Origin of the sequence: Peribacillus sp. CSMR9, assembly GCF_033141925.1 — a bacterium.
Taxonomy (GTDB): domain Bacteria; phylum Bacillota; class Bacilli; order Bacillales; family DSM-1321; genus Peribacillus; species Peribacillus simplex_A.
Window position 1 is genome coordinate 39,164 of sequence record NZ_JAOPHO010000016.1, and the last position, 12,833, is coordinate 51,996.

At 37.0% G+C, this 12,833-nt stretch carries 16 protein-coding genes; 4 read left to right on the forward strand and 12 right to left on the reverse strand.

Features of this window, described 5'->3' with window-relative positions; all coding sequences use genetic code 11:
• Positions 1-153 precede the first annotated feature (153 nt).
• The 3 genes from N9I19_RS10275 to N9I19_RS10285 are packed head-to-tail and all read right to left on the reverse strand — an operon-like array spanning position 154 to position 3,514.
• Positions 154-1,947 (reverse strand): glycosyltransferase family protein, encoded by a 1,794-nt coding sequence (locus N9I19_RS10275; protein WP_317777724.1) that lies wholly within the window; start codon positions 1,945-1,947, stop codon positions 154-156.
• A 38-nt stretch (positions 1,948-1,985) separates the two neighbouring features.
• On the reverse strand, positions 1,986-2,309 hold the full coding sequence (locus N9I19_RS10280) for a hypothetical protein (RefSeq protein ID WP_317777725.1): 324 nt from the start codon (positions 2,307-2,309) through the stop codon (positions 1,986-1,988).
• A gap of 20 nt (positions 2,310-2,329) precedes the next feature.
• The gene (locus tag N9I19_RS10285) at positions 2,330-3,514 is read right to left on the reverse strand and encodes a glycosyltransferase family 4 protein (protein WP_317777726.1); all 1,185 of its coding nucleotides are present in this window, start codon (positions 3,512-3,514) and stop codon (positions 2,330-2,332) included.
• Positions 3,515-4,144: 630 nt separating this feature from the next.
• Here N9I19_RS10285 and N9I19_RS10290 point away from each other — a divergent pair.
• Positions 4,145-4,999, forward strand: a complete 855-nt coding sequence (locus tag N9I19_RS10290) for a DUF4915 domain-containing protein (RefSeq protein ID WP_317777727.1) — start codon at positions 4,145-4,147, stop codon at positions 4,997-4,999.
• Positions 5,000-5,146: 147 nt separating this feature from the next.
• Here the strand turns inward: N9I19_RS10290 and N9I19_RS10295 are convergent, their stop codons facing one another.
• The 9 genes from N9I19_RS10295 to N9I19_RS10335 all read right to left on the reverse strand — a co-directional run bounded on the left by N9I19_RS10295 (position 5,147) and on the right by N9I19_RS10335 (position 10,728).
• On the reverse strand, positions 5,147-5,629 hold the full coding sequence (locus N9I19_RS10295) for a GNAT family N-acetyltransferase (protein ID WP_089363517.1): 483 nt from the start codon (positions 5,627-5,629) through the stop codon (positions 5,147-5,149).
• Positions 5,630-5,801: 172 nt separating this feature from the next.
• Positions 5,802-6,371, reverse strand: a complete 570-nt coding sequence (locus N9I19_RS10300; RefSeq protein WP_411730426.1) for a YdhK family protein — start codon at positions 6,369-6,371, stop codon at positions 5,802-5,804.
• A gap of 323 nt (positions 6,372-6,694) precedes the next feature.
• Complete coding sequence (locus tag N9I19_RS10305; RefSeq protein WP_089363515.1) at positions 6,695-7,312, reverse strand: hypothetical protein; 618 nt, start codon at positions 7,310-7,312, stop codon at positions 6,695-6,697.
• Positions 7,313-7,372: 60 nt separating this feature from the next.
• Entirely contained in the window at positions 7,373-7,690 is a 318-nt protein-coding gene (locus N9I19_RS10310) for a hypothetical protein (protein ID WP_089363514.1), read from the reverse strand.
• A 78-nt stretch (positions 7,691-7,768) separates the two neighbouring features.
• Positions 7,769-8,536, reverse strand: coding sequence for an arylamine N-acetyltransferase family protein (locus N9I19_RS10315; protein ID WP_317777729.1), 768 nt, complete (start codon positions 8,534-8,536; stop codon positions 7,769-7,771).
• A 144-nt stretch (positions 8,537-8,680) separates the two neighbouring features.
• On the reverse strand, positions 8,681-8,968 hold the full coding sequence (locus N9I19_RS10320) for a zinc-binding dehydrogenase (RefSeq protein ID WP_309145529.1): 288 nt from the start codon (positions 8,966-8,968) through the stop codon (positions 8,681-8,683).
• On the reverse strand, positions 8,965-9,219 hold the full coding sequence (locus tag N9I19_RS10325) for a zinc-binding dehydrogenase (protein ID WP_309145530.1): 255 nt from the start codon (positions 9,217-9,219) through the stop codon (positions 8,965-8,967). The genes N9I19_RS10320 and N9I19_RS10325 overlap by 4 nt, the downstream gene beginning before the upstream one ends.
• Positions 9,143-9,562, reverse strand: a complete 420-nt coding sequence (locus N9I19_RS10330; protein WP_317777730.1) for an alcohol dehydrogenase catalytic domain-containing protein — start codon at positions 9,560-9,562, stop codon at positions 9,143-9,145. Before N9I19_RS10330 ends, N9I19_RS10325 begins: the two co-directional genes overlap by 77 nt.
• A gap of 323 nt (positions 9,563-9,885) precedes the next feature.
• Complete coding sequence (locus N9I19_RS10335; protein ID WP_284471701.1) at positions 9,886-10,728, reverse strand: manganese catalase; 843 nt, start codon at positions 10,726-10,728, stop codon at positions 9,886-9,888.
• Positions 10,729-11,031: 303 nt separating this feature from the next.
• On the opposite strand from N9I19_RS10335, the gene N9I19_RS10340 reads away from it, so the two are divergent.
• The 3 genes from N9I19_RS10340 to N9I19_RS10350 all read left to right on the forward strand — a co-directional run bounded on the left by N9I19_RS10340 (position 11,032) and on the right by N9I19_RS10350 (position 12,804).
• On the forward strand, positions 11,032-11,550 hold the full coding sequence (locus N9I19_RS10340; RefSeq protein ID WP_089363512.1) for a DUF2243 domain-containing protein: 519 nt from the start codon (positions 11,032-11,034) through the stop codon (positions 11,548-11,550).
• Complete coding sequence (locus N9I19_RS10345) at positions 11,540-12,325, forward strand: cytochrome c oxidase assembly protein (protein WP_317777731.1); 786 nt, start codon at positions 11,540-11,542, stop codon at positions 12,323-12,325. The genes N9I19_RS10340 and N9I19_RS10345 overlap by 11 nt, the downstream gene beginning before the upstream one ends.
• A 113-nt stretch (positions 12,326-12,438) precedes the next feature.
• Positions 12,439-12,804, forward strand: coding sequence for a carboxymuconolactone decarboxylase family protein (locus N9I19_RS10350; RefSeq protein ID WP_061461776.1), 366 nt, complete (start codon positions 12,439-12,441; stop codon positions 12,802-12,804).
• The last annotated feature ends 29 nt before the right edge of the window (positions 12,805-12,833 follow it).

The window sequence follows — 12,833 nt, forward strand, 5'->3', positions numbered from 1 at the left end:
ATACATAAAAAGTTTGCAAGGATCCCTTGCTCCTTTACTCGATATAAATGCAAAGGCCCCTGTAAGCATGCAGATTCAGGAGCTTTCCTTTTACTAATATATAGTTAAGAATTGTCTAGCATTGCATTGACTAATTGCAGGCTTACCTTCTTATTAAAAGTTAAGCCTTTTTCTTAAATCCCAATACTTAAATGTCATTTTACCCATTTTCGACTTCGAAAGTGAATCGTATTTACGTCCAAGTGCCCGGTTTTGTTTTTCTAACTTGGTAATTTTTTTAAGTTGAGCTTCGTTCAGTTTTTTTAATTGCTTTACTTGTTTAACAAATTCTTTATTTTTCACTTTCAAATCATTGTTTTTATTTTCAACAATGATCCGGTCTTTTATTGGAATTTCCATGTCTTTTGGTTTTAATTTAGGAGTGCCATTGGTTTCATATCCTATAGTTTTTAGATATGGCAAGTTATTTTGAAAATCTTGTTCAAAGCTTCCAACACTTTTATGGATTTGGAGGAAAGTAAAACACCCTGCTTTTTCTGCTGAAATGATTTGACCATACCCTGATAGTTTAAAAAGTTTTTCGCCCCGTTTTACTTCTTCAGGTATGTTTTTCACTATACAGGTAAAAACTTCCTCAACATTAAAATCTGCCGGCAATTTTTTTATCTGATTTGATGGTACATGCTTATTCAGTTCATCAAAGTCATCTTCATCAATATAAAAATACACATTTCCGCTTTGATTCACATAATCAGTTATACGTCTACTCCATAATAGCCCTTGCAATTTTTTTAATGCTTCCGAAAACAAAAACTGCCTGCTAACTTGATACATTCGTTTTGCCGCAAACTCATATATATCCTTATTGCATAAAACTAATTTGACTGCGCTACGGAAATCCTTCTCTGTAACAGCATATAACGGGTAATCTTCGCCAAAAAGCTTTATATGCATTTTTGTTGGATTCATTATTACAGCCTTTCTTAATATTCCATACTCCAATAGCTTTGTAGACAGTTCCAGACTGCTGTCCATTTCCTCACTTCTCCAGGTTATCCCAATATCACCGTTCACTATTAACTGTTGGGCATTCTCCCTTGTCAATGCCCCATACCATGTAAGCCCTTCTGTATTTTTAAGCAGGTATTCCGCTTCTTCCTTAAACTGTGAATCATCTTTAACCCATTTGAATTTATCCCCTGCGATATCAAGTGAAAGATTCGGAATCTCGCGTTTTAATTCTTTAAAGGCAGTAATGATAGGAATGGTCTTCCAATCAGGGTCGAACTTGCCTGTATACACAAGTTTGTGTTTTAAACGGGTCTCCCCTCCTGCTGATTCAACATTTGGTATCATCGGGGTAAGCAGGGAAACTTTGTTTTTGTCTTTATTCAAATTAAGAGTCTCAATTACAAATTCGCACATTTCCTCTGTTTGACATAAGAAATACGCACATTGATCATATATATTTTTAATGCTCTCAAATTTTTCTTCATTAACATCCTGACCTATATGAGTCAAGCCTGTAGCATAAACTAATGTATTCTTTATGATATGCTTATGCTTTACTATTTTTTCAACAGTCTCAATACTTCTAACAAATAGCCAATCATATTCCTTTTGACTCCAATAATGAGAAATGAGCATTTCAGCTTTATCAAAATCAATGACCCCTTTTTTTACCCATTCAGCATCGGTGGCAGTAAAAAAAGGATCAACAAAAGGATTTAGAATGGTTATATTATCAAATTTCTCAAGAGGTTGAATCAAGATATCGCGTTTGACCGGGCTTGCTAATAGTAAATCAACCTCGATGTTAGAGTCTAACGCAATGGTCGATGCTAAGGAAGATAAAAATATTGCAGATCCATCCATTGAATTCATGTCAATAAAGCCAAATAGAAGTACCTTCAATTTTCCTTTTTCCACTAGTTCATATGAATTCAAAGTTTTCACTCCAATGACTGAAATTTGATATGAAAATTTTATTTTTTTATTTGTTCTTTAATAGATGATTTAAGTGCAAGATATTTTAACGTGAATTTCCCTGCATATGTAACGTTGAATTTGTGTTCTAATAACTTAAGTCTCCGTATCTCTTTGTTAAGTTTAATATTTTCTTTTTGGGCTACCTTACTTTTTTCTAATTCTGCTCGCAACATATTATTTTCTTTTGTAACGTTCTCAATAATGTTTTGTTTTTCCGTGTTATTGCTCTCTATGAGCTCCAATGTCATCGACATCATGTCTTTCATTTGCAATTCAAGTTCTTCATACATAGTTTTCCAATATTCGTTTAGTTCGTCCATATTGAAAAAACTCCCCTCCATTAACCTTGGATAAGCTCCAATTCTCTTTTAATAACAACATCTACGGCGCATTTATCCCGAATCGACTGCGATGCTTGTTTTGACACTCTTAAAAATACGTCCGAGTTGTAATATAAACGCTCTATTGCATCCGCAATATCGATAGGGGACTCAGGTTTTGTAAGAAGGCCAGAAACGTCGTGTTTAACGAATTCCGGAATTGCCGTGATATCTGTTGAAATCGGCACTAGCCCACTGGACATGGCCTCGCACATTGAAACACCTTGAGAGTCCAAACGGGTTGGGCAAAGGAAAATTCCATACTCCTTATGTAATGCAGCGATTCGCTCTTGAGATATGAAGCCTTTATGGATAGTTACATTCTCAAAGTTCCGGATTGGCTCAACGGTTTGGTCGAATAATTTTCCATCACCATAAAAAGCAAATTCCAACTTATCGAAGCATGGTCTCTTTGATAGTTCCAGCACTGCTTTCACCGATAAATCATTTGCATATTTTCGTGAAGCGTATGGCCTGATTGAAAGGACTTTTGTCCGCATTTCAACTGGTTTTTCTACAAAGGCGAACAGATTGTCATCTATTACATTGGGAATGATTACAGAATTTTTCGAGTCCGCTCTCGCGTCACATTCCGCTATATGTTCTTTGAACCATTTGGAAATATGAACAAAGGTAGTATCCAATTCATTCGTTTGATAAAACCAATTCATAAAAGTAAGCTGTTCTACATAATAGTCGTCCGACATTTCAAGTATCTTCCGTAAGCTTTCAGGGCTTTCAAGAAAATTAAACCATCTTCTATGCCATGCCTCGGTTTCAAATCCATGTATCCATGTGATAATCGGTAATTCCGAGCTTTCTTCTTTTATCGCTTGTACCATTTTTGGATTAACAAAATGAATGAGTGCTTTTTTATGTACTTTATGATTTAAGAAAATGCGCAGATGCTGTTCAGTTCCTCGATAAACTGGCACATCTTCATATGTATACTTTTCTGCTTTTTTATAGGCAGGATGCAAAACAAAGACATCAACCTTCAAACCCTCATCCAGATAAGCCTTGACTCTTCGATGGATGAACCCATTCCGATATAACTGCTCTTCATGTGGATAAGCATTCGTAATGATTATATATCTATCTCTTTCACTAAATGTAAGCTCATTTAGATTTATAGATTGCTCCATTATTGTTCACTCCTACTAGTCAGTCATCTTCAATCAGCCTGCTTACTCATCTGCGAATGAAAGATTTTTAGAAGACCCTTTTCCAATCTCTTTTTAAAACCGTTAATCGATTATACCAAGCATGTATTACTGAAGATTGACATCAATATAAGAAATCTGTAAATAAAAGTAAAGTTTTCGTGAACTTTTATATGTTTTTGTAAAGGAAACATTGTAAACCAGCAAAAATTAAGAAGAACGATTCATTTACCAGAATCGTCCCTCATACATATAAACTATTGTATTTTTTGTGATTACAGTAGGCAGTATTCTGAAGCTATCAATGAGGAAATTACTTAAGATTAATGACATTGGAGAACATTGGCCCCTGATACTTATGCAAATATTTTTTTAAATATGCTAAAGAACTTGTAGAGCATAAAGCCTATTTCAAAACGAATAAAAATTTATAAACTTATATAAAAAGAATAATGGTTTACACCACACTATTATGTTTTCCAAACTACATTTATATATATGGTGCTATTAAAAAAATCCACTATTATCCTCTATAGCTTGTCTATACCATTTTTAAAAAAATTCATACTTTATAAGAAAAGGAATTGTCAAAAAAAGGAGGTGCGACATTACATGATACCCATAGATGATTGTAAATTATTAATTTCATGCTGCAATCATAAAGGTGCTCTTTATTTAGTCCAATTTAAACACCAAGAATATGAAATAAAAAAGATTTTAAATGTTGGATGCACAGGTATTACAAAATACGGAAGCTCTTTTGTCGTACTTTCAAATTCTCATGGAATCTTTATTTTGGATGAAAACTTAAAGGTTATAAAGAATAAAGCTTTATCTACAGAATTAGATTTACATGGTATAGCAATAGACAATGATAAAGCTTATATTATTGAAACCAAAACTAACTCAATTGGTGTTTATAATTTGGAAAACAATTTGGAGAGAATTGATGAAATTAGATTCTCATCTGAAAATGACGATGTTTGCCACGTCAACGATTTGTATATCGTAAATGATAAGTTATATGTATCAATGTTCTCAAATCCTCCAAGGAAAAATTTGCTCTCCTTCACAAGTTATTTCCCTAATAAAACAATCCCCAAAGGTGTGATTCTAGAATATTCTTTACAGGAAAGAAAAGTGGTTAAGATTTGTTATGATAAATTACTTCAACCTCACAGTGTACTTCATTATGATGATAAAATGTATTATTGTGTTTCAGGTGAATTCCTAGTAAAAAGAAATGAGGAAGATATTTTTAAATGCCTTGGTTATACTCGGGGTTTGGCAGTCAGAAATCAAACGATGTTTATTGGCCAAAGTGAGAGTAGACAAATACCGGTTTTATTAAAAAAACATACGAACATATTGCTAGATTGCGGGATTTATGTTCATGATATCTCTACGAAACTTTCATCTTTTATCCATATACCGTCTGAAGAAATTTATGGAATTTTGGTTATTTGATGAACCACATGGATTTTTCCGACGGCTATTGATGTCACTTCGTTGGGGGAGAGGCTTTACATAGCTTGGTGAACTTATGTGAAGCAAAACAAACCTATTTCATGACAATAGGTTAATGATACCTACCGGAAGTTACCTAAAGCTCCCTTAATCCAGAGCAAAATGGAAAATAAATTCCTCCCCATCTTCCCCGTTAAATCTGTATCCTTTGTCAACAAATCCAGCTTTTTTATATAAATTTATCGCTGGAATATTCGAATGATGCACCGTTAGAATAATCTCATCTTTATCTGGATGACTTAGTTTGATCATTTCAGGTAAAACTTTTAAAGCCTTAAAAGCTAGCCCCTTTTTCTGATGGCGTGAATCCAAGGAGAATGATTTTAGAAGAATGGCATTCTCATTACTTGTAAACTGATTTCCCGCTTTATCCGTATATAAGGCAAAACAACCAATCAAATCCTCATTTAAATATATGACCATGGGGAGGTTATATTTATCCTTCCTGAAGTCTTCGATAACTTTCAAAGGTAAAGAAGTATAGATTGCTTGTTCTATAGGTAAAGAATAGTTGATCAGTGCTGTATAATCATTTTCCATAAAAGGTCTAATATTTAATCCAGTAACCATACCTACACCACCATTTTTTAAGAACTTATAATTCTATATTAACAGATACTAAATTCACAATCCCTGCCAAACAATACTTTTCAAGAACACATATTCAAAAAAAGGAATGGATTTGTTTGCCATTCCTTTTTTCTTCTTCTGAATTGAAAGCAAGTGCAAATATGATGCTAGATCATTCAGACGCTGATAATTCACTTTCCGTTACCCATTTATGATTCTTCACTTTTTCTCCTCCTGTAGTCGGAGTGAAATCAACCATGTAAACAGTCGTTTTTTCAGCCGATTCAATTTCAGCGACTGCCCCATTCATCCCTTTCATATGAGAGGCATTTACTGTAACCTCCGCTCCGGGTTCATACGCTTTTTCACCTGCATCTTTGATCTCCTCGTGAATGATCCATTTATGATTTTCCACTTTTTCTCCGCCAGTTGTAGGCGTATACGAAATTGCATAAGCAGTCGTATCATAGGCACCCACTATTGTTGCTTTTGCCCCCTTCATGCTTTCCATATGACCTGATTCGATAATTGCTTGACTTCCAACCTCATAGGTTGGATTTTCTGTAGCTTTTAATCCTTTAGGAACATCTCCTGAGCCAGAATGGTTCATTTCCATTTCACCATGTTGCTTTTCTACTTTATTATCTTTGTTTTGATCACCGCTGTTGGAACAAGCGCCGAGGGCTAAAAGTAGGGCTGTTAATAATGATAAAATGATTGGCATTTTTGTTCTTTTTTTCATCATGGATAAAACCTCCTTTTCGAGTTAAACCCACCTTACCAATTAAATATGCAGAAATTGTGGAGAACACTCGAGATCAAAGAAATGGAGCCAGACATAATTTATGATTAGTCTTCCCCTTCTATGAATGTGATCTGATAGCGTTAATCCTACATATCTTATGAGGTGGCATATTAAAGGAAAGAAAAAAAGACGAACTTTTCTATCGCAAATAGAAAAATCGTCTTTCATTTTATTAAGCTAAATTGCTTAGGGTTTTATTTATCCGCAAACGCACAACTTAAATGGCTGACTCGGGACAATTCCATCATCAGTAGGATTAATCACGAGCCCTCTTTTGATTCCTCGATTTTTTGTATGATATGTGAGAGATTCATAGAAGTTTGCTCTTTATAATCCCTGCCGATGGATTTGAATAACCCTTTCGCTATACTCCTTAATAAGATTTTGGTATGCCCATCCGGGATAATGGAATTATTAGGGAGACTTGATTCAGCTTGCGCCCCACCAATCTTATTAGCTGTTTCCTTTATAAAATCAATGATTTTTATTTCATGGATTTTCCCTTCGATAATGGTTTTATAGATAATTTGATTTCTCCAAAGCTTTAGCTCAATCCTCTGTTTAGAGTAATCGAAGAGGTCTTCGGGAATATCAGCATTGCTTATTTGAATGGAATCTTTTATGGGATACAATTTCGGGTAAGGATTGATTTTCTTTATTAAGGAATGGTCAATGGTGACCTTTTCCCGTTTTATACGAGTATTTTTCGTCTCACATAGAATCAGCATTAACTGACCTGCAATTATATTGTTGAATTCTTCTAATTCAAAGAATTCAACTAGCATTACGCTATATTCCAAAATGGTGATCGCTTCATCGAATTTTCGTTTAGTACCAGCATTTGATCTAGTAAAAACCAACCGATTCTTCCTATCCATATCCTTTTCACCCCTCTGAATCCGAATCTAAAATGGGAAAAACATCCATAATGGATGTTTTTACTTATTAGGTCTGAACTTGATCGACTCCGATTTACGATTACCTTTTTCTCCTGTATATTCAATACTAATTACATTAGCCAAGTTGATATGTTTGCCACCGGCTTGCAGCCACGTCGCATTTTGGATTAATTGCAATTTCAGGATACTATTCGCTTCATCAGAATATTGTTCATTCGTCTCTAACTCTTCTGTCTCACCGTTCACATAATAAAATTTATATTTTGCATTACTCATTTTCATCAGCCTCTTTTCAACTACTAATTCAACAAGGACTGACACTTGTCCTGCTTTCAGCAAAATTAGATTGTCTTTCACATCAATGAATTCCCGAAAGTGAACATACTAATCATAAAAAGACTGTCAAGCACGCCTTTGATATTCAGACCGTTTCTCTTATCTATCGAAGTGTTGTTTCATTAATTCTTTAAATCGTGTTCCATCTATTTCTTCTTTCGTCACTTTCCCATCGTCCCACTGTGTAAAGGATGTATCAGTTAAAGTGATGTTACCACCGTTTGTAAGACGGGTGATTAATGGATGCTTATTAAATGGCGATTGGGGATTTTCACTGATGATCGTTTGGATCTCATTTAGTTCCACTACATTTTCTACGGGTTTTGAAGAATCGAATGCATACCCGATTTTCCAATCGGGATCTTTATATTTCAGCTTTAACTCAAGGATATGATTCCCATGGTCGGTATTTTCCTTTTTTATCCTGAATTCACCATTTTGGGAAATGACGGTTTCTCCGTTCAACGGAACTGGTTTTAAAGGCAGGTTCCCACCAAATCCCGTATCGATTAAATATATTTGGCCCTCATGTTTCAAAAGAATGGTGACATGTGTCCTTCCTATGGTCATCCACCCTTGTTTATAGATGACACCCCGAACCAAGAATACATCAAAGTCATTTTCCAACAGGAAAAAATAAAGGGCTGTATTCAATTCATAGCATAATCCACCCTCATTCCTCACGAGGACTTTCTTCATGATATTCTCTTTATTGATATCACTCAAATGGGATGCCATGATTGATAAGTTTTCAAAAGGAATGGTTTTCGCTGTCTTATCAAGAATTTCATCTAATTCATCAAATGTCAGCTTCTCATCGTTCTGAAGCCCAATTCTTTTCCTGAATAATGCATTCAGTTCATTCATTACGATTCCCCCTTAAGTCCGACACCGATGAAAAGTATCCTGACTCTGTATATATTCATTATACTTTGGCCTTATTTCATTCGCCCCATAATGTTGTTTTCTTTATCAACCTCCTCCATTCACTCACCAAGCAATTCTCTTTCTTCATTCATTCACCTGTAAGATGATTTTACCTGAGTTCTTTTTGGCTTCCATTTGTTCATGCACCCTTTTTATTTCTTCAAAAGGGAAGACATGACCTACGATTGCCCTGATTTCATTTTGGAAGAACAACGGCATGGCCTTTGAAGCGAATTCTTCCGTTAACTCTTTTTTATATTCATCACTCCGGGGAGTTAATAGATTCCCTTTTAATTGAACTCGTTTTAAGAGAAGTTCCATCAAATTCACCTTCTCGACTACAGTTCCACCTAGAATGCCTATCAGTATCATCTTCCATCAGTCCTTACGCTTTTAAGGTTTTTCTCCCAGTAAGAAGCACCGATGAAATCCAGAATGACATCCACTCCTTGATCATTTGTAGCTTTCAGTACTTCCTCATCGAAAGATTGTTTCTTATAGTTGATACAGATATCCGCTCCTAGAGAGTGACAGAAATCCAATTTGTCATTTGAACCTGCTGTAGTGTTGATTTTCGCTTTTGTCAGTTTTTTTGCCAGTTGGATAGCTGTTAGTGCCCACACCGCTTCCGTCAGAATGAATCAATACTATTTCTTGATACGTCAATTCACCTAACCAAAACAAGGTTTGGTACGCAGCCAAGAATACTTCAGGGATCGCTGCCGCTTCCTCAAATGACAGGCTATCCGGGAACTTCATCGCTCTATCAGCTGGCATCACAGCATATTCAGCATAACCGCCGCCGTTTACAAGGTCCATCACCCCTGTCCCTAATTCTATATTTGCTCCTTCCCCTGTTTCCCCCACATTCCCAGAAACTTCAATCCCTAATATAGGATTGGCCATATAACCGGATTTTCCTTCTCGTGAAACAATATCCGTTCTATTTATTGCAGAGGTTTTCACCTTAATTAAAATTCCCCCTTTTCCGGCATGGGCTTAGAAAAATTTTTGAATAGTAATTGTTCTGCACCACCCGGTTCTTTAACTACTACAGCTTTCATCTATCCCACTCCTTATTATATAAATAGAGACCGCCTTTGATATGGATTGTCTTGAAGTTGGAAACTATGCTACTCCAAAAAATTTCACAAGCAACTATTAAAGTTTTGAGCAACTATATACAGATAATGAAATATGTCCATCGATGAATCCGTAACCCTGGTAGAATAAAAAAAGCCGATGTCCCTTTAGGTCCATCAACCTTTTTTTGATGAGTTTTTATCTCTTTATCTATTAAGCGATTGATTTCTATCAAGGTCATGATGCAATTCTGCAGCCGGAACCTTTTGGTTAGGAATCTGCCCTTTTGCAACTGGTTCTGCTACATAAACAAAATCTCCTGTTCCATCTGGGGCACTTCCTGTTGCCCACAGGCCGTCTCCTGATTCATTGCCTTCTGACAAGTTCCAGAATTCGTACGCTTCCGGTTGAGATTCCATTTCCGCTTCAGGAGGGAATGACGCAGGAACGACTACGCCGTTTTTCTCTTCAAGTTCTGCAATGGCCGCCATCCATTGATATTGGTGGTAACGGTCACGGGCTAACATTTTACGGAACGTAGCACGGACCCCTTCATCTTTTGTCATATGATATAAACGGGCCACTTGAAGGCGTCCTTGACTTTCAGCATGCAGATTCGACCGCATGTCCGCTAATAAATTTCCGCTCGCTACAATATAAGATCCGTTCCAGGGAACCCCATTCGAGTTGGTTGGCAGTCCGCCTAGACCGCTTACGAGCAAATGCTGGGGATTGATTCCACCCATGATCGCTGCTATAGCAGGGTCTTTTGCGGCTTCTGCCTGGTCTTCCGGAGAAGCGCCATCAAGCAATTGACTAATGAGCGTACAAAGCATTTCTACATGTCCAATTTCCTCTGTACCAATATCCATCAGCATATCTTTATATTTTTCTTCTCCCCGACAGTTAAAACCCTGAAAAAGATATTGCATCATGACAGTCATTTCCCCAAACTGTCCACCTAAAACTTCCTGGATTTGACGGGCCAGCATCGGATCTGGTCGATCTACCTTAACTTCAAATTGCAATTCTTTTTGATGACGAAACATATTAACTCCTCCTTTTATTGTAGTAGATTTTTTATATAATTCGGTTTTTTTTACCCGCTTGCCCATCCTTGAAACATGATTTCAGTTATAACGAACAACAGGAATTAGAAAAAATTGTTATGTGGTTAAAAAAGATAACTGAACTGAAAGCTAAGGAATATCTAAATTCATGACCGTCTCAATAAATAAGTGTTATTAAAGGTCCATTTCCCCTGTCTATAACCTTACAATACTGGGTAAAGTACAAAGAACCAAATAAAGGAAAATATACTGTATCTAAGAAAACTAAAAGGAGGAAGGAAAATGGATTTCAAGCCCAGAAATCAAAAAGATCAATCTATTTCAGAAATCCGCTATACTTATTCCGCTCGTAATCTATGGTCAGGTTTTCTATTCGGGATCGGACTGGTTGCATTCATCGATGAGGCCATCTTTCATCAGCTATTGCATTGGCATCACTTCTATGACAAGTCCACATCCAATATTGGGCTTGTCTCGGATGGTTTATTTCATGCTCTAAGCTGGTTCGCGACTGTCGGGTCTTTGTTCATGTTCGCTGACCTTCGCCGTCGAAAGGGATTATGGCTGAAAAGGTGGACAGGGGGAGTATTGCTAGGGGCAGGTTCTTTTCAGTTATATGACGGTACCATCCAGCACAAGCTCATGCGTCTTCATCAGATCCGTTACAATGTCGATATTCTCCCATACGACTTGATTTGGAACATTGCAGCCACTGTCATGATTTTGATCGGCATTTCCCTTATCATTCGAACACGGCGCAGCTTACTTAAAATGAAAGCAGAAGGCCGCTATGCACAGTAATGGTCATATTCAAAATGATAATGGAGCTCTCTTTGAATCGATTTTATTGATTCTACCCGCGCTTGTTATAGTGATCTATATTGCAGCTGTCGTAATTTCGAGCCGCCGCTATCAAAAATGGCCCTTATACCGTACGTTCTCATGGATTCTTGGCATCATCTGTGCAGATTCTGCAATCATTGGCCCCATAGCCAATCGCGCGCATATGGACTTCACTGCGCATATGGTTGGTCATTTACTGCTTGGAATGATTGCACCCATCCTACTCGTGCTTGCTGCTCCCATTACTCTTGCACTGCGAACACTTGATGTACAATCAGCAAGACGCCTTTCAAAGTTATTGAAAAGTTGGCCGCTGCGCATTTTAAGTAATCCAACCATTGCTACCGCGCTAAATATTGGGGGACTCTGGATACTTTATACGTCTGGGTTATATGGGTTGATGCATCAGAGTGCGCTTCTACGTGCATTAGTGCATTTTCACGTGTTCATAGGGGGTTATCTATTCACTGCGTCTATGATTTATATGGACCCTGCGCCCCACAGGTTCAGCTTCATGTTTCGAGCTATCGTATTTACAATTTCACTGGCCGGCCATGATATCCTTTCTAAATATATTTTTGCCCATCCTCCAAGCGGAGTCACCAAGGAACAAGCGGAAAATGGAGGAATGTTAATGTATTATGCCGGTGATGCCATCGACGTTACAATTATCTGCATCCTATGCTATCAATGGTTCAAAGCCACCCGGCCTAAGGAATCACTTGCCTTGTAGGAAGGACGGTTCTATGATTACTTCTGTAAACTCCTGTGTTTCTGTTTAATCGTTCATTGTTTAGCCCATACTAATTTTTGATGAAAAAAATTTAGGATGGAGCTGAATGGAAAATGGAATTTGAAGCTAACAATTCTACTGAAAATGCTCTTCGTGATTATAAAGCTGGAATCGGTGCCTTTACGCATAAAATGCCTGATCTAGCTGAGAAATTCAATTCGTTTACGGAAGAGTGCTTTAAAGAAGGACAATTATCCAAGAAAGAAAAACAGCTTATCGCATTAGGAATAAGCTTATATTCGCAAGATGAATATTGTATTATCTATCATACTAAAGGATGTCTTGATCAAGGCTGTTCCGAACAAGAAATTCTTGAAGCCATTGGTGTGACCGCAGCATTTGGCGGAGGAGCCACCATGAGTCAGGCTGTAACCCTCGTCCAGGAATGCATTCAGGAAATAAATCAGATGAAACAATGATAAAGAAGGGGTAGGACAATTTGTCCTAC